The sequence below is a fragment of the Bosea sp. 685 genome (genome assembly GCF_031884435.1).
Classification (GTDB): domain Bacteria; phylum Pseudomonadota; class Alphaproteobacteria; order Rhizobiales; family Beijerinckiaceae; genus Allobosea.
In genome coordinates this window covers 522,770-542,949 of sequence record NZ_CP134779.1, presented here as the reverse complement: position 1 = coordinate 542,949, position 20,180 = coordinate 522,770, and the positions used below count along the sequence as shown (strand labels likewise).

20 protein-coding genes are annotated in these 20,180 nt (G+C 66.1%); 10 read left to right on the top strand and 10 right to left on the bottom strand.

Translation table 11 applies throughout. From position 1 onward, the window contains the following. Positions 1–4: 4 nt before the first annotated feature. From RMR04_RS03715 to RMR04_RS03700, 4 genes are all read right to left on the bottom strand, one after another. Positions 5–439, bottom strand: coding sequence for a GNAT family N-acetyltransferase (locus tag RMR04_RS03715; protein WP_311913032.1), 435 nt, complete (start codon positions 437–439; stop codon positions 5–7). Then, on the bottom strand, positions 436–1,275 hold the full coding sequence (locus tag RMR04_RS03710; RefSeq protein ID WP_311913030.1) for an ABC transporter permease: 840 nt from the start codon (positions 1,273–1,275) through the stop codon (positions 436–438). The genes RMR04_RS03715 and RMR04_RS03710 overlap by 4 nt, the downstream gene beginning before the upstream one ends. A gap of 8 nt (positions 1,276–1,283) precedes the next feature. After that, entirely contained in the window at positions 1,284–2,231 is a 948-nt protein-coding gene (locus RMR04_RS03705) for an ABC transporter permease (protein WP_311913029.1), read from the bottom strand. Positions 2,232–2,391: 160 nt separating this feature from the next. After that, a complete protein-coding gene (locus RMR04_RS03700) occupies positions 2,392–2,520 on the bottom strand; it encodes a hypothetical protein (RefSeq protein ID WP_311913028.1) in 129 nt (42 codons plus the stop codon). Between the two features lie 284 nt (positions 2,521–2,804). Between RMR04_RS03700 and RMR04_RS03695 the strand changes: the two genes are divergently transcribed. Continuing rightward, entirely contained in the window at positions 2,805–3,086 is a 282-nt protein-coding gene (locus RMR04_RS03695; RefSeq protein ID WP_311913027.1) for a multiubiquitin domain-containing protein, read from the top strand. After that, on the top strand, positions 3,083–4,585 hold the full coding sequence (locus RMR04_RS03690; RefSeq protein ID WP_311913026.1) for a ThiF family adenylyltransferase: 1,503 nt from the start codon (positions 3,083–3,085) through the stop codon (positions 4,583–4,585). The genes RMR04_RS03695 and RMR04_RS03690 overlap by 4 nt, the downstream gene beginning before the upstream one ends. Before the next feature lie 29 nt (positions 4,586–4,614). Here the strand turns inward: RMR04_RS03690 and RMR04_RS03685 are convergent, their stop codons facing one another. Together RMR04_RS03685 and RMR04_RS03680 are read right to left on the bottom strand one after the other, a co-directional pair. After that, entirely contained in the window at positions 4,615–5,463 is an 849-nt protein-coding gene (locus tag RMR04_RS03685; protein WP_311913025.1) for a GntR family transcriptional regulator, read from the bottom strand. A gap of 214 nt (positions 5,464–5,677) precedes the next feature. Beyond that, positions 5,678–6,730 (bottom strand): hypothetical protein, encoded by a 1,053-nt coding sequence (locus tag RMR04_RS03680; RefSeq protein WP_311913024.1) that lies wholly within the window; start codon positions 6,728–6,730, stop codon positions 5,678–5,680. Positions 6,731–7,108: 378 nt separating this feature from the next. Here RMR04_RS03680 and RMR04_RS03675 point away from each other — a divergent pair, with 378 nt between their 5' ends. From RMR04_RS03675 to RMR04_RS03650, 6 genes are all read left to right on the top strand, one after another. Beyond that, on the top strand, positions 7,109–8,353 hold the full coding sequence (locus RMR04_RS03675; protein WP_311916047.1) for an acyl-CoA dehydrogenase family protein: 1,245 nt from the start codon (positions 7,109–7,111) through the stop codon (positions 8,351–8,353). Positions 8,354–8,510: 157 nt separating this feature from the next. Then, on the top strand, positions 8,511–9,560 hold the full coding sequence (locus RMR04_RS03670; RefSeq protein WP_311913023.1) for a DegT/DnrJ/EryC1/StrS family aminotransferase: 1,050 nt from the start codon (positions 8,511–8,513) through the stop codon (positions 9,558–9,560). Between the two features lie 273 nt (positions 9,561–9,833). Continuing rightward, a complete protein-coding gene (locus RMR04_RS03665) occupies positions 9,834–10,832 on the top strand; it encodes a radical SAM protein (RefSeq protein ID WP_311913022.1) in 999 nt (332 codons plus the stop codon). Positions 10,833–10,910: 78 nt separating this feature from the next. Then, a complete protein-coding gene (locus RMR04_RS03660; protein WP_311913021.1) occupies positions 10,911–12,050 on the top strand; it encodes an anhydro-N-acetylmuramic acid kinase in 1,140 nt (379 codons plus the stop codon). Positions 12,051–12,104: 54 nt separating this feature from the next. Next, positions 12,105–12,575: a SufE family protein gene (locus RMR04_RS03655; RefSeq protein ID WP_311913020.1), complete on the top strand. Its 471-nt coding sequence runs from the start codon at positions 12,105–12,107 to the stop codon at positions 12,573–12,575. Next, entirely contained in the window at positions 12,572–13,465 is an 894-nt protein-coding gene (locus RMR04_RS03650) for a HesA/MoeB/ThiF family protein (protein WP_410492195.1), read from the top strand. The genes RMR04_RS03655 and RMR04_RS03650 overlap by 4 nt, the downstream gene beginning before the upstream one ends. On the opposite strand, the gene moaD is transcribed toward RMR04_RS03650, so the two are convergent. Continuing rightward, positions 13,393–13,644, bottom strand: a complete 252-nt coding sequence (gene moaD / locus RMR04_RS03645) for a molybdopterin converting factor subunit 1 (protein WP_311913018.1) — start codon at positions 13,642–13,644, stop codon at positions 13,393–13,395. The genes RMR04_RS03650 and moaD overlap by 73 nt on opposite strands. 123 nt (positions 13,645–13,767) lie before the next feature. Between moaD and RMR04_RS03640 the strand changes: the two genes are divergently transcribed. Together RMR04_RS03640 and RMR04_RS03635 are read left to right on the top strand one after the other, a co-directional pair. Continuing rightward, on the top strand, positions 13,768–14,958 hold the full coding sequence (locus tag RMR04_RS03640) for a CaiB/BaiF CoA transferase family protein (RefSeq protein ID WP_311913017.1): 1,191 nt from the start codon (positions 13,768–13,770) through the stop codon (positions 14,956–14,958). Between the two features lie 325 nt (positions 14,959–15,283). Beyond that, on the top strand, positions 15,284–16,309 hold the full coding sequence (locus tag RMR04_RS03635) for an SIS domain-containing protein (RefSeq protein WP_311913016.1): 1,026 nt from the start codon (positions 15,284–15,286) through the stop codon (positions 16,307–16,309). Positions 16,310–16,470: 161 nt separating this feature from the next. Here RMR04_RS03635 and RMR04_RS03630 read toward each other — a convergent pair whose 3' ends face one another. The 3 genes from RMR04_RS03630 to RMR04_RS03620 form a co-directional block, all read right to left on the bottom strand. Continuing rightward, positions 16,471–17,328: an ABC transporter permease gene (locus RMR04_RS03630; protein ID WP_311913015.1), complete on the bottom strand. Its 858-nt coding sequence runs from the start codon at positions 17,326–17,328 to the stop codon at positions 16,471–16,473. Between the two features lie 8 nt (positions 17,329–17,336). Beyond that, positions 17,337–18,281: an ABC transporter permease gene (locus tag RMR04_RS03625; protein WP_311913014.1), complete on the bottom strand. Its 945-nt coding sequence runs from the start codon at positions 18,279–18,281 to the stop codon at positions 17,337–17,339. Between the two features lie 225 nt (positions 18,282–18,506). Next, entirely contained in the window at positions 18,507–20,024 is a 1,518-nt protein-coding gene (locus RMR04_RS03620) for an ABC transporter substrate-binding protein (protein ID WP_311913013.1), read from the bottom strand. Positions 20,025–20,180: the final 156 nt, after the last annotated feature.

Genomic DNA, 20,180 nt, shown 5'->3' with positions numbered 1-20,180 from the left:
GCGGTCAGGGCCGTTCGTAGCGCAGGAAATCGCACTCCGCCCCGGCGAAAGGCCGGGAATAGCGCGCCACGATGCGCCAGCCGGCGCGCTCATAGAAACGCCGCGCGGCCTGGTTGACCGCGAAGGATTCAAGCGAGCCTGCGCCGCGCTCCTGCACGTCGCCAAGCAAGCTCGCCCCGACGCCCCTGCCCTGCGCGCTGCGATCGACGAAGAACATGTCGATATGCCCATCTGTGACCAGCGCAAAGCCGAGCGGAACGGCATCCGCAACGATCCTGATGCGCGGCCAGGCCTCGCTGAAGCGCGCCCGGAAATGCGCCTCGTCGAAAGGCGACCAATCGCAATCCGGCAGGAGCGGCGCGAACACCGCGCGGTAATTGTCGAGCGCCACCGCCGTCAGCCATGTGAGATCGCCTGCTGTAGCGTTGCGGCAGATCACTGCTCGCCTCGCAGGCGCGGGTCGAGCGTGTCGCGCAGCACGTCGCCGAGCAGGTTGAGCGCGAAGGCCAGGATCAGGATCGCCACGCCTGAGAACACCGCGCTCCAGGGCGAGAGCAGCAGCACATTGCGCCCCTCCGACAGCATGGTGCCAAGCGACGGCGCCGGTGGCTGCGTACCGAGCCCGAGGAAGGAGAGCGAGGCTTCGACCAGGATCGCGGCCGAGAGCAGAAGGCTCGTCTGCACCAAGAGCACGCTCGCCAGATTGGGCAGCATATGGACGAAGATGATGCGCGCATCGGAGGCCCCGATCGCGCGCGCATTCATCACGAAATCGCTCTCGGCCACGACCAGTGCCGGCCCGCGCAGCAAGCGCGCGAAGATCGGCGTGTAGACGACGGCGATCGCGATCGCGGTCGGGCCGGAGCCTGGACCCAGCATCGCGATGACGCCGATGGCGAGCAGGATCACCGGGAAGGCGAAGAGCACATCCATGCAGCGCATGACGATGCGCTCGGTCCAGCCGCGATAATAGGCGGCGACCAGGCCAAGCGTGCCGCCGATCAGGAGCGCGACGATCACCGCCGCAGCCGAGATGCCCAGCGAAGCGCGCAGGCCATGGATCAATCGCGACAGCAGATCGCGGCCGAACTGGTCGGCGCCGAGCCAATGCGCCGCGCTTGGACCCTTCAACCGGGCCAGGATGTCCTGCGCCAGCGGATCGTAAGGCGAGATCCAGGGCGCCAGCACCGCGACGAGGACGAGCATGATCACGGCGCTCGCTGCCACGATCAGCAGCTTTGGTGTCTTGCCTGTCTTTGGCGTCTTGCCGGCCATGGCAGCACTCACAGCCGCACGCGCGGGTCGATCAGCACATACAGCAGATCGACCACGAAATTGACCAGCACGAAGGCGAAGGTGATGACGAGGATGGTCGCCTGCACCAGCGGATAATTGCGTTCGGCGATGGCCCCCAGGATCAATCGTCCCAGTCCCGGAATGGCAAAAACCTGCTCCACCACGATAGCACCGCCGAGCAGATAGCCGGTCATGATGCCCGCGCTCGTCACGAAGGGGATCAGCGCGTTGCGCAGCGCGTGCCGGTACAGGATGCGCCTCTCCGACAGGCCCTTGGCGCGGGCAGTGCGGACATAGTCCTGCTGCAGCGCGTCGAGCATGGCCGAGCGCACCAGCCGGGACAGGTTGGCCAGGATCGGCAGGGCCAGCGCCACCGCCGGCAGCAGCAGTTTTGCGACATTGCCGAGCGGGTCCTCGCTGAACGGGACATAGCCGAGCAGCTGCCAGTCCGGCGCCAATGTCGTCAGCGCCAGGATCATCATGATGCCGAGCCAGAAGGAGGGGATGGTGAGCCCCGCCACCGAGCCGATCCGCAAGGCGGTGTCCCAGGCCTTGCCGCGCAACCGCGCCATCAGCACGCCCAGCGGCAGCGACAGGCCCGCTCCCACGATCAGCGCCAGCACGGTGAGCTGGAGCGTCGGCCACATATGGCCCGCGATCTCCTGCGAGACCGGCCGCCTGGTCCACAACGACACGCCGAGATCACCGCTCAGCACGCCGCCGAGCCAGCTGAAATACTGCAGCAGCACCGGCTGATCGAGCCCGATCCGGCTGCGCAGCGCAGCCACCCGATCGGGCGTCACCTCGGTGTTGGCGCCGAGCATGATCGCAACCGCATCGCCAGGAATCAGCCGGATCATCAGGAACGTCAGCACCGACACGCCAAACAAAACGACGGCAAGATCTATCGCGCGGTTGGCAAGGAAGGAGCGCATGATGCGGTTTGACTGACTCGGTTTTGACTGCAGGCGCGGGCGGAGACTGCCCGTGCGTTGGGCGGACGATGCCAGCATCCATCCGGTTCTAAATTGGTAATCTTCGAGAATACCAATTGCAAGCCACTTACATCCCTGCCCGCCCGCGACGGCGGAATTTTCAGGGACGGTCGGCGAGAAACAACACGCCCGCCATCGCATCGCCCAGCGTCAACAACAGCCCATGCCGCATATCGATCCACGGTCGGCAGCCCTTGCCGCCGCCATCGACGCAGAGAAAGAGCTTCACGGGCCTCGAGTGGGATACCCCTGCCTCGCCGATCGTTCAATGCTTCCATCGCGGATTGGGCTGCCCTTAACGATGATCCGGTCCGTCCTTGACTATCTACCCAAAGTTGCGGCTATCTGGTTTCATATTGGTATTGCCGCAGGCAGCCGCGCCGATGATTGCGCCTTGCCTCGCCGCAGGTATTCGCGAGCGGCCGCTGGGCCGCACGCATGCGCTCGAACCCAAAGTTTGAACCTAAGGCTTTTTTGAACCCAAGGCTTTGCAGCGTCCCCAGGAGGCAAGCGATGAGCAGCACGACAAACCCCGCCGGTGATGAGACGACGTCCAGCGCCGTCGTCATCTTCGTCAATCGCAGGCGGTTCGAGGTCAAGCCGGGGGTGACAGGCGCAGGCATCGCCGCCCTGCTCGGGGTGCCGGCGGAGAACGCCGTGGTCGAGATCGAAGCGAGCGATGGCGAACCCACCGAGTTGGTGCTGGATGCGCCCGTCACGCTCGCGCCTGGCCAGCAATTCCTGGTCACGCGCCAATATGTGATGGGCGGGTCGCCGGCCGGAGAGCGCGCGTGAACGCCCTCCATCGCATGGCGGAGCCGACAGCGCTGTTGCGCTTCGCCTCGCCGGAGTTCGACCTCCTCGAGCGCCTCGTCTTCCGGCGCTATCCGCACAAGGAATGGGCGAGTTTCGCGCGCTTCGGCTGGCGCGAGACGCCGGAAGGGCTCGTCGTGACTCTGGCTGCGCTCGACGAGCCGGCTGAGGGCGATCTCGACGACAGCGTCGCGGATGTGAAGATTTCGGCCCGCTATTCGCGGCGGATCGCGCTCGCAGCGGAGCGGCATGCGCTTGGTATCGGCATCATCCACTCGCATCCCGAAGGCGCTCCGCCCCGGCCAAGCTCCATCGATGATGAGATGGATCGCTATTACGCGGAGTATTTTGCCGATTTCGCGCCGGGCCGCCCCTATCTCAGCATCATCATGTCAGAGTTCGCAGGCGACACCGGCAAGGAGATCGCGGTCTCGGGCCGCATCTTCCACGGCGGCATCTGGCGGGAGGTGACACGCGTGGCGGCGGCACGCCGGCCCGACGTAGTCGCCTGGCCGCGCGGCGAGCGCCCACCCGCCCCTCCGATCCCGCCCGAGCGCGTGGCCAGGCTGACCAGCGCCTTCGGCAAGGAGGCCTACCAGCGGCTCCAGCGCGCGACCGTGGCGCTGATCGGCGCCGGAGGCACCGGCTCGGCCGCGATCCCGATCCTGGCGCGCGCCGGGGTCGGACGCCTGATCGTGATCGATTCCGACCATGCCAGCGAATCCAATCTGGAAAGGCTGCATGGCAGCGTGCCGCAGGACGCGGCGGATGCTGTGCCCAAGGTCACGATCGCACGTCGCCATGTCGCCGGCATGTCGCCCGACGTGATCGTCGAGACCTGGATCGGCCGGCTGCCCCAGCCCGAGATCATCGACGCCGTGATCCAGGCCGATGTCCTGATGGGCTGCACCGACCAGCATACGAGCCGGCTCGCGGTGTCCGACATCGCGCGGCGCTACGCCATGCCGGCGCTCGACACCGGCGGGTTGATCGAGGGCGCGAACGGGGTGGTCACGGGGCAGATCGTCCAACTCGTCCGCTTCCTCCCGGAGGATCCCTGCCCGCAGTGCCGGGGCATGATAAACCCGACCCGCTTCCGGCAGGAGTTGATGTCGACCAGCGAGCGCGAGGCCGCTAAGGCCGAAGCCGAGGCGGCCGTCGCGCGCGGTGAGCGGCCAGACCCGATCGCCAGCGCGATCCCACAGATCGACACGGTGGGCTACATCACCACGACGGCGGGAACGCTGGCGGCGGGCTTCGTCATCGGCTGGCTGACCGGGCGCTTCGATCCCAAATTCGAGCGCCTCCAGCTCGATCTGGTGGCCGAATGCCTCGGCGCCGTCGACCGTCCGCAGCGCCGCAAGGGCGATTGCGCCTGCGGCCGGGTGCGCGGCTTCGCCGATCAGGCTGCAGACACGGCCCCCTTCCAGCCTCCGGCCCACTGGGAACCCGCCCGAAAGATCGTGGCGGAAAAAGTCTAAGGCGAGGGCGGCTCTACGCGAAGGTTGCGTCAGCTGCCCTCGCCCTCGCCATTGGCCTCGCTCGGGCTGGAACGCAGCGTCGCGACGAAATCATAGCGGTCGCCGCGATAGGCAGAGACGGTGAACTCGATCGGGCGGCCATTGGCGAGGAAGGCGCGGCGCTCGATCCGGAGCACGGCGCTGCCGGGCGGGATCATCAGCAGCTTGGCCTCCTGCGTGGTGGCGAGCGAGGCATGCAGACGCTGCACGCCCCGCGCCGGCCGGCAGCCGGCGGTCGCGAGCGCCGCATAGAGGGAATCCCCCACCAGATCCGGCGAGGACAGCAAAGAGGCGGGCACGGCCGCGATCTCGATAGCCAGCGGTTCGTTCTCGGCAGTGCGGACCCGGGAGAGGCGCAGTACGGACTCGCCAGGATCCAGGCCCAGCGCCAGCGCCTCGCTGGAGGAGACCCGCGCGACCTCTTTGGAGATCCAGGTCGAGCCGGCCCGACGCCCGCGCGAGGACATCTCCTCGGTGAAGCTCGCCAGCACGGAGAGAGGCTGCTCGATGCGGCGGGTGACATAGGTGCCTGAGCCTTGCCGCCGTGTCAGGATGCCCTCCCCCAGCAGCACCTCGATCGCGCGACGCACCGTGATGCGTGCGAAATTGGTCCAGGCCGCCAGGTCGCGCTCCGATGCCAACGCCTCGTCAGCGCGAAAGACGTCGCGCTGGATCAGGTAGCGGAGGGCCGAGGCGAGCTGTAGATAGCGCGGCGTTGCGCTTGCCGGGTTGAGTGCCGCGAGGAGCTCCGTCCGCACATTGCGCCGGACGGCGTCCCCCGCTTCAGATGCTTGCTCGGCGACCGTCGACCGGGCGCGATTCGACGGCTGCTTCGTCATCATCCGTTCGTCTGTTTATGTCCGCGCTACGCGAAGCGCACCGGAACTCGGCCGCAGCGTCTCGCGACGGGTGCTGCTGCGCCGGGAGCCGACACGCTCCACCCCGCCGATGCTTGAAAAGCCTCAGGGGCCGCGGATCGAGATTATGCCAGACGAAACGAGTTTAACATCGATTCATTCCGCGAACGCGCCCTTATCCAAAGGCTAGAGGCTGTTATGAGCCATCGGGTCGATGTGACGCCGGCGCCCGGTCGAACAGCGCCGAGAGCCGTTCGAGCGAGCGGAGCTGGGCGCCGTTGTCGATATGCGTTTCACCGGCTCCTGGCTCGACCTCGACGACAAGCGTCGGCGTCCCCTGTCCCAGCCGGCTTGGCAGCAGCGCAAAAGGCAGATTGCCCGTACAGATTTCCAGCCCCTCGCTGACGATGCCCTCGACGAGACGCGCTTCGGGCAGGTTCGGCTCCGCAAGTTCGGCCGCATCAAGCAGGCTGGCGTCCGAGACATGGAGGTAGCTCATCGCAGGATCGACGAAATCGAAGGGCGCCAGCCATTCCGCCTGATCGAGATCGTCCGGCGTGATCCAGGCGAAGCGCGGATCGTCGACCGTCTCAGTGAAGTGCAGCTTGCGGCGGTTGAACAGATTGGCCGAGAGCGTGGCGTGCGCCACGTCGACGAAGGGCTCGACATTGGTCAGCCCTTCCTGCGCGCAGAAGCGGCGGAAGGCGCTGATCTCCCAAGGGAAGAAATGGTCGAGCGGTCCGCTGAGGTAAGTTCGGCCATCGCGCGGCAGCAGCGAGTAGTGCCCGATATTCTCGACCAGCAGCCTGATTTCGGGCGCGAGACGGGCAAGGTCGTGAATAATGGCGTTAAAGCGCGCGACCGCCTCCAGCTTCGAGGTGGCGCGGGGCGGCGCATCCCCGAAAACCAGATCGAAATAGCGATGCAGCACGACCGCCTCGGCGCCGATCTCCGCCGCGAAGGCGATCGCCCTCTGGCATTGGCCGGCGTCAAAATCGACCTGCGTCACCACGGGCACCTGCTGCACGGGCACATGCACGATCAGGCGCTCGACCGCGTGATGTTCCCGCAGCTGGGTCACCGTCGCGCGGGAGGCGGCGAGGCCGGCGGTCGTGTCGATGTCGCGCGCGCCGAAGGTATGCAGCTCCAGCACGATGGGCCGGCCGGCGCCGGCGAGCCATGCAGCGCGGGCCTCCAGTTGAGCGGGATCGGCCAGCGCGGCCTTCAGGGCGAAAACGGCCTCGGTCATCGGCTCTCCCGGAGCGGCTTCGCGCAGGTAGCGCTTGTGCCGGCGCGACCGCCGGATTCATGCCTGCGGCAGTGCCGCTCCGATTCAGGATGGCGTTCTCTTTCCCGTCACGCAATAGACAGATTGGTACAGGATAGGTATTGCTCTTGAGAGGGTTCTCGGCGACCTCTATGACGGCTTTCTGCCACTGGATGTCCGCCGAGAATTCAGCGTAAGATCTCAAATGGCCCTGTTTTGATCATCTCCGAAGCTGAACAGTCCAATTCTACTGATATTATTCGATATTTTATCCATCGTTAGACGGCCTCGCCGTTTGCCAACACATCGCAGGCGAAAGCGAAGATAATTCGAATTGGTCCTATCTCGAGGAGTGTGGCCATGCAGAATGCTAGCGTATTTCGATCATTTTCCGCCCCGCCCAGTGCCGCGGCGGAGGAGTCTCGTGCTGCAGCGTTGACGCGGGCTCGGGCGCTGATCCCCCTGCTGCGCAGCAAGGCCGGGGACGGCGATCGCGATGCACGGCTCTCGCCGATCGTGATGGATGCCATGCGTTCGGCCGGGCTGTTCCGGTTGCTGCAGCCGCAGCGTTATGGCGGGCCGGAACTCGACCCCGAGACCTTCTTCATCATCCAGGCGGCGCTCGCCGAGGGCGACATGTCGGCCGGCTGGCTGCAGGGCGTGATGGGGGTACTCGCCTTCCACCTCGCATTGTTCGACGAACGCGCGCAGGACGATGTCTGGGGCGAGGATCCCGACGCTCTCCTCGCCTGCAGCTACATGCCGACAGGCAAGGCGACGCCGGTCGGCGGCGGCTTCCGACTCAGCGGGCGCTGGGGCTTCGCCAGCGGTTCCGACTATTGCGACTGGCTGATACTCGCCGGCAGCGTAAACGCCGAGACGCCCGAAACGGCAGCCGGGGCATCAGGCGCGCTGCCGGATTTGCGCGTCTTCCTCGTGCCCCGCGCCGACGCCCTCGTGCATGACAACTGGGACACAACGGGGCTGCGCGGCACCGGCAGCCAAGATGTCACGGTGGAGAGCATCTTCGTTCCCGAGCACCGCGCGCACCGGCATATCGACCGCTTCCTCGGCACCAGCCCGGGGCTCGCGATCAACACGGCCCCGCTCTACCGGCTGCCGCTGCCGCAACTGCTGTTCCGCACCATCACCATGCCGGCGGTGGGGGCACTGCAGGGCTTCCTTGACGCCTTCCTCGACCATAGCCGCGCCCGCGTCGCCGTCACCGGCCAGGCCGTGGCGCGCGATCCGGTGGCCCAGCTCATCGTCGCCGAGGTCGAGGCCTCCCTCGACGAGATCACCGCCATGATGGGACGCAACTTCGCGCGGCTGACGGATTATGCCCGCCGCGGCGAGCAGGCGCCGATCCCACAGCGCATGGTCTACCGCCTGCAGGCGACGATGGCGGCCGAACGCTGCACCTTGCTTGCCGCGAGGCTGTTCAAGGCCTGCGGCGCCTCCGGGCTGGCGAAGAGCCATCCTTTCGGGCGGTATCTCGCCGATATCGCCGCCGCGCGTCAGCATGCGGCCAATCAAAGCGAAGCTCAAGGTCGCTCACTTGGCGGATTTATGCTTGGTGTTGGCGTAGAAGATACGGTATTATAGTTCATTTTATGGAATAGTATTCGTAAAATTACTATAATAATCTGATTGACTACTACCATAGATTCGTATTGTCTGCGGATTGCAACTGCAGAAATTTGGTGAATTCGAAAATCTGGCGCTGCGAGGCGCCATCGATCAGCACCGGAGCGCAAAGCCCATGACCCCCGCCATGCCGCCGCCAATGCCCTTCACCGTCGGTTTCGACGACCGCGACGAGGACGAAGTGATGGCGCGCTGGCGCAAAGTGCTGCGCTCGCAGCGCTGGAGCCATGGCGAACAGATCGAGGAGTTCGAAGCGCTGTGGCGGGACTGGAACGGTCTCGCCTCCGTCGCTTTCGATAACTGGGCTGGGGCCGCGTTGGCCGCGCTGGATTTCGTCGGCGTCGCCGGCGAGACGGTGCTGTGCCCGTCGAACACCTTCCTGGCGACGCCGCGCGCCTCCCAGCTCGCCGGCGCCGAAATCGTGTTCTACGACTGCAACCGCGAGGATCTCTGCGGCTCCTATGACGACTTCGTCGCCAAGGCCGAGATGGTGAAGCCCAAACTCGCCTGGATCGTTCATATCGGCGGGCACATCGCTTTCGACATCGAGCGCATCGCCGCCTATTGCCGCGAGAAGGGCATCGTCCTGTTCGAGGACTGCGCCCATGCTGCGGGCGCGGACTGGAACGGCCGCAAGCCCGGGAGCTGGGGCGAGGTTGGCCTCTACTCCTTCTATGCCACCAAGACGATCTCCACGGCCGAGGGCGGCATCGCCGTCAGCACCAATGACGAGATGGTGCGGCACCTGCGCAGCTACCGCGATTACGGGCGCGGCTCGCGCTACAAGGTGCGCAGCCTCAACCACCGCCTGGACGAGTTCCGGGCCGCGCTGGGCGTGGTGCAGACCCGCCGCCTCGGCGAGATCGTGGCCTGGAAGCAGGCCTATGCCCGCGACGTGCTGGACCAGCACCACCCCAACCGCGTGCGCCTGCCCGCCGGCATGTCGAGCGGCTTCTACAAATACATCGTCTTCGATGAGATCCCGGTCTCGACCGGCAAGGTCTACGAATTGCCGTGCCATCGGATATTCGGCCAGGACGTCTCGCTGCCGAATACGGAATGGGCCGCCACGAACCATTGGTGCGTACCAATCTATTACCCGCGCGAGGGTGGTTTTCCGGCACATGACGAGACGAAATTTCTCCGGACGCCGGCTCCGGCGTGAGCGTCCGGCGCGGTGGATCGTTTGACGCAGTGGTATTATTCCGATACTAAAGTGGTCCTATAAAAATACGCGAAACACACTCTCTCCCGGCTGCCGAGGCGGCGTCCCCGTGACGCGCCGCGGGGCCATGATCGAACACGCATGGAGGTCGACCGGCGCAGCGAGCGCCGTGGTGGGGCGTTTCGAGGTTGCACAGGGTTGGCCGCCGCAGGGCGGCGCGTATTTCTGCCGTCAAGAACAGGCCCGGCGCGTGCGCCGGGCGGCAGGCCGGCCATGGCAATCATGCAAGGGCAATTCAACCCGGAGGCCAAGGCTATGCTGCATGCAAACACCGCCCAGGGGGCCACTCCTTCGCCCGTCTGGCTCTGGCTCGACCCGACGACACGCTGCAATCTGGCGTGTCGCCTTTGCTACACCAAGGAAAGTCACGGCAAGCTCGACCTCGATCCGGCCGATCTGGAGCAGGCCCTGATCAAGCTCAAGGAATCGCCGGCGCTCGAGGTGAAGACCATCCACCTGAACTGGCGCGGCGAGCCCTTGATGAACAACCGTTTCCACGAACTTCTGGCGGTCACGCGCGACATCATGCCGGACACCCAGCTGCAATGGCACACCAACGGCACGATGCTGACCAGGAAGCGGGCGCGGCAGCTGCTCGAGGTGAAGCACCGGCACAAGATTTTCGTCTCGATCGACGGCGGCAACGCACTGTCTCACGATCTCAACCGCGGCGAGGGTACCTTCCTGCGCACGCTGCGTGGGCTCGAGATCTTGCTCGAGGAGGCGGCCGGCGACGAGCACGTCAAGGTCGGAGTTTACCAGATCGACCTCGGCGAACCGATCGAGAGCTATGATCCGGCTTTCCTGCGCCTGCTCGAACGCGTCGACGACCACGTCAAGGTCACGCCGCTGCTGCCCGGCGGCGCGCATCACGACGTCGCCTCCCTGTCGGATCTCGAAAGCGACGAGAAGCTGCACCAGCGCATGATGCAAGACGTCAACCCCAAACTGCCCGTGCCGAGCGGCGCCTGCTTCTGGGCCGGTCATGTCATGTGCCTGGCGCCGGACGGCAAGGTTTCGATCTGCATCATCAGCCACGGCCAGCACGGCGTGATCGGCAATCTCTTCGAGGAGAGCGCCGAGCAGGTGCTGGAGCGCGGACTGGCCTTCCGCGACCGCATGGAAACGCAGGGCCGCTGCAGCGTCGGCCATTGCAAGACCTGCCGGAAGCCGGAGGGTCAGGTCTACGCCAAGCACCGCCTGGCCGCCTGAGGCGATGAACCGTGATGCGCGCCGCGCCGAATTGACTATGAATCACTAGGATCTGGGAACGGAAAGGGAGTGCGGCGCATGAAGCCGGTTTGGGCTATCGGGTTAATGACCGGGACAGTTCTCGACGGGATGATCGACGTGGCGTCGATCCGCACCGATGGGGAGAATGTGGCTGAGTTCGGCCACTGGAAGCTCGCTCCGTACAAGACCGACATCCGGGCCCTGCTCGCGGCCGCGGTCGAGGCGGCGCTGGCCTGGCGCTTCGAAGGGCCGGAGCCCGCCATCTTCGCCGAAGCCGAGGCGGCGTTGACCCGGGCGCAGTCCGAGGCGGTGGCCGATTTCATGGCGGAGGCGGGTCTGACGCCGTCCGATGTCGCAGCTGTCGGCTTCCACGGGCAGACGGTGCTGCACCGCGCGCCCGAGCCCGGCCGACATGGCGACACACGCCAGCTCGGCGACGGGCGCTTGATGGCCGACATGCTGGGCGTCGACGTCGTCTACGACTTCCGCACTGCCGACATGCGCGCCGGCGGCCATGGCGCGCCGCTTTCGGCGAGCTATCACGTCGCGCTGCTGCGCGGCATCAATGCGGGGCCCGAGGCGGCTGCGCTGAACCTCGGTGGGGTCGGCAACATCACCTGGTGGGCAGGTGGCGAGGAGTTCCACGCCTTCGACACCGGGCCGGCCAACGGGCCGATCAACGACTGGATCATGCGCCACGGCAAGGGCGAGATGGATATCGACGGCGCACTGGCGCTCAGCGGCACGGTCGATGAGGAGCGGCTCGCCCGCTTGCTCGACCACCCCTATCTGACCGCGCCCTATCCGAAATCGCTCGACCGCTACGATTTCACCGCCGACATGGCCGAAGGGCTTTCGCTGGCAGACGGGGCAGCGACGCTGACCGCCTTCACCGCCGGCACGGTCGGGCGCTCGCTCGACCAGTTGCCGCAACGGCCGACGAAGCTCATCGTCTGTGGCGGCGGGCGCAAGAATCCGGCGATCATGGCGGCGCTGCAGAAGCGCGCCGGGGTCGAGGTCGTTCCAGCCGAGGCGGTGGGCTTCCGTGGCGACGCGGTCGAGGCCGAATGCTTCGCCTTTCTCGCGGTCCGCGCTTTGCGCGGCATGCCGTTGAGCTTCCCCCTCACCACCGGCGTCGCCGGGCCGATGACCGGAGGGCAGATCGCGACCCGCCCGGCCACGGCCAGGCGGGCCTGAACCGGCCTGGAACAAGCCCTCTGCACGACCAATGTCATCAAGCCGGAGTCGGCCATGACCATGCTCGACAGCCCGATCGAGGAATCCATCGCCGAAGTCGCGGCGCAACTCGAAGCCGAGTTCGCCGCCTTCGCGGATTTCACCGAACGGGTCGGGCACGTGCTCAGCCTCGGCCGGCGCCTGCCGCGTCTGGCGCCGGAGGATTGCTGCGAGGACAACCGCGTCAAGGGCTGCCAGTCTCAGGTCTGGGTCGTGGCCGAGCATGACGCCGACCAGGACCGCATGCGGCTCGCGCTGGATTCCGACGCGATGCTGATGCGCGGCCTGCTCGCCATGGTGCTCAGGCTCTATGGCGATCGGCGACCGGACGAGATCCTGGCCTACTCGCCCGAGGTGGTCGAGCGGCTGCTCGTCGGCCGCAGCCTCGCGCCAAGTCGCGCCAATGGGCTGTATCTGGTGGTCAAGCGCATCAGGGCGGCCGCAGCGGCCGCGTCGGACGGGCGTCAGATGGCCCAGGAAGCATGAGCGGCGGCAGCCCGCCAGGATTGCACGCAAGGAGGAGCGCCGGAATGCGGATGCCCCAGACGCTGAGTCCCGAGGAGCTGCAATGGTATCGGCGGCAGACCGTGCTGCCCGAGATCGGCGTCTCCGGCCAGGAAAAGCTCAAGGCGGCCCGGGTCCTGGTGATCGGCGCCGGCGGGCTGGGCTCGCCGCTGCTGCTGTATCTCGCCGCGGCCGGCATCGGCACGCTGGGGATCGTCGATTTCGACTATGTCGAGATCTCCAACCTCCACCGGCAGATCCTGCATTCGGTCGAGCGGCTCGATATGCCGAAGACCGAGAGCGCCGAGAAGTCGCTGCGCGCGCTCAACCCGCATGTTGCGATCATCCGGCACGACATGCCGATCAGCGCGGAGAACGCGGCAGGGCTGGTGGCCGGCTACGACATCGTCGCAGACGGCAGCGACAATTTCGCCACCCGGGACGCCGTGCATTCGGCCTGCCTTGCGGCACAGATCCCGCTGGTCAGCGCCGCGGTACAGCTCACCGACGGGCTGATCACCACCTTCAAGGCCTATCTCGGCCCGCCGCACCCTTGCTACCGTTGCCTGTTCCCGGACACGCCGCCAGCGGCGGTGACGCCGTCCTGCTCCGAAATCGGTGTGCTCGGCCCGGCGGTCGGCGCACTCGGCTCGATGCAGGCCATCGAGGTGATCAAGGAGGTCCTGGGCACGGGGCCGAGCCTCTCGGGCACATTGATGATGTACGACGCCTGGCGCTGCGCGCTCGACGCCATCGCCCTGCCACGCCGGGTGGGTTGCCTGACCTGCGAAGCGTTGACTCAGCCGCCCGTCACCGGCGGGAACAGCCCGACCTCGTCATCGGAGGCAAGCTCGTGCGAATTCTCGACGTAACGGCGATTGACGGTGAAGCGCATGCTGCCGCGGGCGTCGGCGATCTCGGCCAGGGCCGGATAGCGCGCCGCAAGATGCCGCACGAGGTCGTCAACCGTCCGGCATTGCGCCGGCAAGATGATCTCCTCATTGGGGACGCCGGTCTTGGTGCGGAGCCAGGAGAAATAGGAAATTTTCATATGGATCTCCATTTCCAAGCGTAATACATTCTGGTATCGACGTTTATGTCAATAACAATCTCTCAGAAAATCAAGATTTATAGTATTTTTATAGAAACGCGCCAATAACCGAAGGGTGAATTCATGCCGGCATCGCTTGACGGGGTAAAGATCATCGACCTTTCGCGCTATATTGCCGGGCCGTTCTGCGGTCAACTTCTGGGCGATCTCGGCGCCGATGTGGTGAAGGTCGAACGCATCGACGGCGGCGAGGAGGGCCGGCGCGTCGGCGAGACGGTCGAGGGAGACACGCTGTTCTTTCTCTCGGCCAACCGCAACAAGCGCGGCTTCGCCATCGATTTCCGCGACAAGGAAGGTCAGGCGCTGCTCCGGCAGCTCGCCGCTACGGCCGACATCCTGATCGAGAACTTCCGGCCCGGCACGATGGAGGCCATGGGGCTCGGCTGGGACGTGCTGAGCGCGCTGAATCCGCGCCTGATCATGGTGCGCATCTCCGGCTTCGGGCAGGAAGGGCCGCTCGCCCAGCACCCCTGCTTCGACGGCGCCGCCCAGGCGCAGTCCGGCGTCATGGCGATGACCGGACCCGCAGGCGGCGCGCCGACCATGGCGGGCGTCTTCGTCTGCGACTATTCGACCGCGCTCTATGGAGTGATCGGTACCCTCGCGGCGCTGCATGCGCGCGAGACCAGCGGCCGCGGCCAGGTCGTCGAGGCGACCTTGATGGATAGCGGCATGGCGCTGATGACCACAGCGATTCCGGAGCGCATCCTCTTCGGGCGCGAGCCGGAGCGCCTTGGCAACCGTGACCGCTACCTCTCGCCCTCGCATTGCTTCCGCAGCCGGGATGGCATCTGGATCTACATCGTCGCCGGCAACGACGTGCATTTCCCGCGGCTCGCCGCCGCAATGGGGCGGCCGGAGCTGGCGCAGGATGCGCGCTTCGCCACCTTCGTCGCCCGCAATGCCAATGTCGCGGAGCTGGAGGCGATCATCGATGCCTGGGCAGCTGAGCGCGATGGCGAAGCCGTTCTCGAGATCATCCACGCAGCCGACATACCCTGCGAGCGCGTCGCCACCATCGCCGACGTCATCGCCAATCCGCAGGTGGTGCATCGCAAGCAGATCGTCGACGTGCCTCACCCGGTGATGGGTTCGGTGCCGTTCCAGGCGCCTGCGGTGCGGCTGCATGGCACGCCCACCGTCATTCGCCGCGGCGCGCCCGGCCTTGGCGAGCACGGCGCCGAGATCCTGTCGGACTGGCTCGGCATGAGCGCCCCTGAGATCGAACGGTTGCAGGCGGCGGGGACAATCTGAGGAACCCAGCAGCGCTGGAGCTGGATGCGAAACAGCGGGAACCGGTTTTTCGCGTCGGTCCGGCTCTCACTTTTTGATGAGAGCCGGGTACGGACTCCGGTCATCCGGTGGCAGCGACTTTACCCAGGCGCGCATCGATTGGTATTGCTAGAATGACGAAAGGCATTAAAGTGGTTCTATAACCACTAGGGAATCCAGCCATGCCGACGGAACGCCTCAGTCACCGTTTCGTCGATCCCCACCCCGGGATGGCCGGCGATGCGCTGGAGGGAGCGAATTCGGCCGTCGCCGCTCCCCGCGCCGGTCAAGCAATGGCCAACGACCTATGACGGATCTCGAGCTCGGCTCCGCAATGGCGAATGAAACCGCCGAAGCCCCGGATGTAGTGGCTCGCATCATGGCCTCGCGCGGTGACCTCGCGGCGCTGGCAGCGCGCTTGCAGCGGATGGATTTCGATGTCGCCGTGATCTGCGGGCGCGGCAGTTCCGGGCATGCCGGCGTCCATCTGCGCTATCTCTTGGAGACGCGTATCGGCGTGCCCGTTTCCGCGACCGCGCCGTCGGTGATCACCAGCTTGAAACGGCCGGTGGCGTTGCGCCGCGCACTGTTCATCGTCATCTCGCAATCGGGCCGCAGCCCGGACCTCGTGGCGGCCACGATGGCCGCCCGGCGTGAAGGTGCCGCCACGGTCGCCATCCTCAACGACATCGCCTCGCCCGTGGCTCAGGCCGCCCAATGGGTGCTGCCGCTCGAGGCGGGGCGAGAACGCTCGGTCGCCGCGACCAAGAGTGTGATCGGGTCGATGGCGCTTGGCGCGCTGCTGGTCGCTCTTCTCGCCGATGATCACGAGCTCGTGGCCGCGCTGGAGCGCCTGCCGGGGCGGCTGTCGCAAGCGTTGCGGCTCGATTGGGACGTGGTCGGCCGGAGCCTGCCGACGGCGCGCGCCGCCTTCATCGCAGGACGCGGCTACGGCTTGGGCCCGGCGCGCGAAATCGCGCTCAAGATGGCCGAGACCCTGCGCCTGCCGGCACTCGCCTATTCCGCTGCCGAATTGCTGCACGGGCCGCGCGCAGCCGTCACCGACCAGACCCCGGTGCTGGCGTTGCGGGTCGGCGACGAGACCGCCGAGGCGGTCGACGCGCTGGTCGCCAATCTCGACGCCTCCCATCTCGCGGCGCACCTGGCCGGCGGGCCGGACTCGCGCCTGCCCTGGATCGGCGACGATCACCCGGTCACGGACGCCATCGCCATGCTGGCCCCGGCCTATCGCATGATCGAGCGCACGGCGCTCGCGATGGGCTATGACCCCGACAATCCACCGCATCTGAAGAAGATCACGGAAACGCTGTGACGATCAGAACGCCACCTCTGTCAGCCATGCGAGATCGCGGGCGCCAGAGCGTTTTCGAGCGAAGTGGACACCGGTTCGCGTGAAGAAAACGTGATAAAACAAGGAGCTACAGCATTTCCGCGATTCGGAGAAACGCGGAAATGCTGTAGCGTCGCGGCAGATCACTGCTCGCCTCGCAGGCGCGGGTCGAGCGTGTCGCGCAGCACGTCGCCGAGCAGGTTGAGCGCGAAGGCCAGGATCAGGATCGCCACGCCTGAGAACACCGCGCTCCAGGGCGAGAGCAGCAGCACATTGCGCCCCTCCGACAGCATGGTACCCAGCGATGGCGCCGGTGGCTGCGTACCGAGCCCGAGGAAGGAGAGCGAGGCTTCGACCAGGATCGCGGCCGAGAGCAGAAGGCTCGTCTGCACCAAGAGCACGCTCGCCAGATTGGGCAGCATATGGACGAAGATGATGCGCGCATCGGAGGCCCCGATCGCGCGCGCATTCATCACGAAATCGCTCTCGGCCACGACCAGTGCCGGCCCGCGCAGCAAGCGCGCGAAGATCGGCGTGTAGACGACGGCGATCGCGATCGCGGTCGGGCCGGAGCCTGGACCCAGCATCGCGATGACGCCGATGGCGAGCAGGATCACCGGGAAGGCGAAGAGCACATCCATGCAGCGCATGACGATGCGCTCGGTCCAGCCGCGATAATAGGCGGCGACCAGGCCAAGCGTGCCGCCGATCAGGAGTGCGACGATCACCGCCGCAGCCGAGATGCCCAGCGAAGCGCGCAGGCCATGGATCAGCCGCGACAGCAGATCGCGGCCGAACTGGTCGGCGCCGAGCCAATGCGCCGCGCTTGGACCCTTCAACCGGGCCAGGATGTCCTGCGCCAGCGGATCGTAAGGCGAGATCCAGGGCGCCAGCACGGCGACGAGGACGAGCATGATCACGGCGCTCGCTGCCACGATCAGCAGCTTTGGCGACTTCCCTGTCTTTGGTGTCTTGCCTGTTTTTGGCGTCTTGCCGGCCATGGCAGCGCTCACAGCCGCACGCGCGGGTCGATCAGCACATACAGCAGATCGACCACGAAATTGACCAGCACGAAGGCGAAGGTGATGACGAGGATGGTCGCCTGCACCAGCGGATAATTGCGTTCGGCGATGGCCCCCAGGATCAATCGTCCCAGTCCCGGAATGGCAAAAACCTGCTCCACCACGATAGCACCGCCGAGCAGATAGCCGGTCATGATGCCCGCGCTCGTCACGAAGGGGATCAGCGCGTTGCGCAGCGCGTGCCGGTACAGGATGCGCCTCTCCGACAGGCCCTTGGCGCGGGCAGTGCGGACATAGTCCTGCTGCAGCGCGTCGAGCATGGCCGAGCGCACCAGCCGGGACAGGTTGGCCAGGATCGGCAGGGCCAGCGCCACCGCCGGCAGCAGCAGTTTTGCGACATTGCCGAGCGGGTCCTCGCTGAACGGGACATAGCCGAGCAGCTGCCAGTCCGGCGCCAATGTCGTCAGCGCCAGGATCATCATGATGCCGAGCCAGAAGGAGGGGATGGTGAGCCCCGCCACCGAGCCGATCCGCAAGGCGGTGTCCCAGGCCTTGCCGCGCAACCGCGCCATCAGCACGCCCAGCGGCAGCGACAGGCCCGCTCCCACGATCAGCGCCAGCACGGTGAGCTGGAGCGTCGGCCACATATGGCCCGCGATCTCCTGCGAGACCGGCCGCCTGGTCCACAACGACACGCCGAGATCACCGCTCAGCACGCCGCCGAGCCAGCTGAAATACTGCAGCAGCACCGGCTGATCGAGCCCGATCCGGCTGCGCAGCGCAGCCACCCGATCGGGCGTCACCTCGGTGTTGGCGCCGAGCATGATCGCAACCGCATCGCCAGGGATCAGCCGGATCATCAGGAACGTCAGCACCGACACGCCAAACAAAACGACGGCAAGATCAAGCGCACGGGAGCGCAGGAAATTCATTGGCGAAACCAGCAGGCGCTCGGCAAACGATCTCCCGTCATTCCGGACAAGCCGCGCAAGCGGCGCTGATCCGGAATCCATCGAAGGGCGGCGCACTCCACAAGGGATTCCGGGTCTCCGCGGAGCCTGTCCTTGGGCCGGCCGAAGGCCGGACCCGAGGGCTGCGCCCGGAATGACGGCGCGGTTTTTGGATACAATCCCAAAATCGCGACGATCAACCCTGCCTCACCGCGCCTGCATCGTCGTGGAAAGCGAGAACAGCGAGCGGTTTGCGACGATGTCGAACCCGCTGACATTCGTGCGCATGGCGGTGAAGAGCTGGCCATAGGTCATGAAAGCGGCCGGGCCGTCACAGGTCAGCAGCGACTGCACCCGGTTATAGGACGCCTTGCGCTTCGCCTGATCGGTCTCGATGCGGGCCGCATCGAGCAGGCCGTCGATCTCGGGGTTCGAGTATTTGAACACATTGGTCGAGCCGGCCGTGCGGAAGGTCCGGTAGAAATAGTCGTCGGGATCGATCGAGCCCGCATTGGTCGAGACGAAGGCGTCGAAATTCGAGTTGCGCCAATCCTGCACGAACTGGCCGAGTTCGGGGATCTTCAGCTCCGCCTTGAAGCCGGCCTTGTTGAGCTGCGCCTGCACGACTTGGGCGATGTCGCGAATATCCTGGCGCGGCAGCACGAGCAGCGTCACGGCAACCGGCGTCGTAATGCCGGCGGCCTTGAGCAGCTCCTGCGCCTTGGCGGCGGACGGCGTGAAGCAGGGGAACTCTTTCACGTCGAGCGCCCATTGCTTCAGCGCCGGCGAGAGCGGCCCGCCGGGAACGCCGGCGCCGAACAGCGCGGCCTGGACGATCTCCTGCCGGTTCAGCGCGTAATTCAGCGCCTCGCGCACCTTCGGATTGTCGAAAGGCGGCTTGGAGGTGTTCATGCCGACGAGCGTATAGGCGAGCTCCAGCGTGTCGGCGATCTTGACGTTCGGCCGACCCTTGAGCTGCAGGGCCGTGGCCGCATCGATATTCGGCAACAGCGCATATTGGCCGCTCGACAGCCCGACCTGGCGCGTCGCCGATTCCGGGATGATGTTGAACTTCACGCCGTCGAGCTTGGGCTGGCCCTTGTTCCAGTAGCCGGCATGCTTCTCCAATTCGATGAAGCCGTTGGGCTGCCATTCCTTGAACTTGAACGGGCCTGTGCCGACAGGCTTGCGCTGCAAGCCATCCTTGTCGGCCTCGAAAGCGCGCGGCACGATCGCGATCGAGGCCAGCGCGGTCAGGAAGGGCGCCGACGGCTCCTTCAGCGTGACCTCGACGGTCCCGGCATCGACGGCGCTCGCCTTTTCCATCGCTGCGAGACGGCTCGCCAATGGCGAGGCAATGTCCTTGGAGAGCACGCGGTTGAGGCTCGCCACCACATCGGCCGCCTCCAGTGGCTTGCCGTCATGGAAGGTCGCGCCCGAGACCAGCTTGAAGACATAGCTCTTGCCATCAGCGGAGAGCGTCCAGGACTGGGCCAGGGCCGGCACCACGTGCAGATCCTTGTCGATCCCGGTCAGGCCCTCATAGATCGAGCCGTTCACCACCTGGAATGAGCTGAAGGCGGTGATGATATGCGGGTCGAGCCCGGCGGGAGAGGCATCGACCGCCGCTTGCAGGACCTGAGCCTGCGATGTTGCCGGCAGAAGAGCCGCCGCAGCGAGCCCCATGGTCAGCGCCAGCGCCGTGGTGGTCAGAAAACGCGCCATGCCTCAACTCCCCTACCGAATGCATCGGGCGGCCTATGGCCTTGCCCGGAGTGGTCTCATCGAAGGCTAGCCCTCTAGAATACCAATTGCAAGACGAGCCCTTGCTGCGAGTCTGCGTCTGCAGGCGTGAAATCGCAATCGCAGCCGCCTGCGCGC

Excerpts from the sequence above, each read along its gene's own strand:
- RMR04_RS03710 (WP_311913030.1), bottom strand. The coding sequence starts at position 1,275 with ATGGCCGGCAAGACGCCAAAGACAGGCAAGACACCAAAGCTGCTGATC.
- RMR04_RS03705 (WP_311913029.1), bottom strand. The coding sequence starts at position 2,231 with ATGCGCTCCTTCCTTGCCAACCGCGCGATAGATCTTGCCGTCGTTTTG.
- RMR04_RS03695 (WP_311913027.1), top strand. The coding sequence starts at position 2,805 with ATGAGCAGCACGACAAACCCCGCCGGTGATGAGACGACGTCCAGCGCC.
- RMR04_RS03685 (WP_311913025.1), bottom strand. The coding sequence starts at position 5,463 with ATGACGAAGCAGCCGTCGAATCGCGCCCGGTCGACGGTCGCCGAGCAA.
- RMR04_RS03680 (WP_311913024.1), bottom strand. The coding sequence starts at position 6,730 with ATGACCGAGGCCGTTTTCGCCCTGAAGGCCGCGCTGGCCGATCCCGCT.
- RMR04_RS03675 (WP_311916047.1), top strand. The coding sequence starts at position 7,109 with ATGCAGAATGCTAGCGTATTTCGATCATTTTCCGCCCCGCCCAGTGCC.
- RMR04_RS03670 (WP_311913023.1), top strand. The coding sequence starts at position 8,511 with ATGACCCCCGCCATGCCGCCGCCAATGCCCTTCACCGTCGGTTTCGAC.
- RMR04_RS03665 (WP_311913022.1), top strand. The coding sequence starts at position 9,834 with ATGGCAATCATGCAAGGGCAATTCAACCCGGAGGCCAAGGCTATGCTG.
- RMR04_RS03660 (WP_311913021.1), top strand. The coding sequence starts at position 10,911 with ATGAAGCCGGTTTGGGCTATCGGGTTAATGACCGGGACAGTTCTCGAC.
- RMR04_RS03655 (WP_311913020.1), top strand. The coding sequence starts at position 12,105 with ATGACCATGCTCGACAGCCCGATCGAGGAATCCATCGCCGAAGTCGCG.
- RMR04_RS03650 (WP_410492195.1), top strand. The coding sequence starts at position 12,572 with ATGAGCGGCGGCAGCCCGCCAGGATTGCACGCAAGGAGGAGCGCCGGA.
- moaD (WP_311913018.1), bottom strand. The coding sequence starts at position 13,644 with ATGAAAATTTCCTATTTCTCCTGGCTCCGCACCAAGACCGGCGTCCCC.
- RMR04_RS03640 (WP_311913017.1), top strand. The coding sequence starts at position 13,768 with ATGCCGGCATCGCTTGACGGGGTAAAGATCATCGACCTTTCGCGCTAT.
- RMR04_RS03635 (WP_311913016.1), top strand. The coding sequence starts at position 15,284 with ATGACGGATCTCGAGCTCGGCTCCGCAATGGCGAATGAAACCGCCGAA.
- RMR04_RS03630 (WP_311913015.1), bottom strand. The coding sequence starts at position 17,328 with ATGGCCGGCAAGACGCCAAAAACAGGCAAGACACCAAAGACAGGGAAG.
- RMR04_RS03625 (WP_311913014.1), bottom strand. The coding sequence starts at position 18,281 with ATGAATTTCCTGCGCTCCCGTGCGCTTGATCTTGCCGTCGTTTTGTTT.
- RMR04_RS03620 (WP_311913013.1), bottom strand. The coding sequence starts at position 20,024 with ATGGCGCGTTTTCTGACCACCACGGCGCTGGCGCTGACCATGGGGCTC.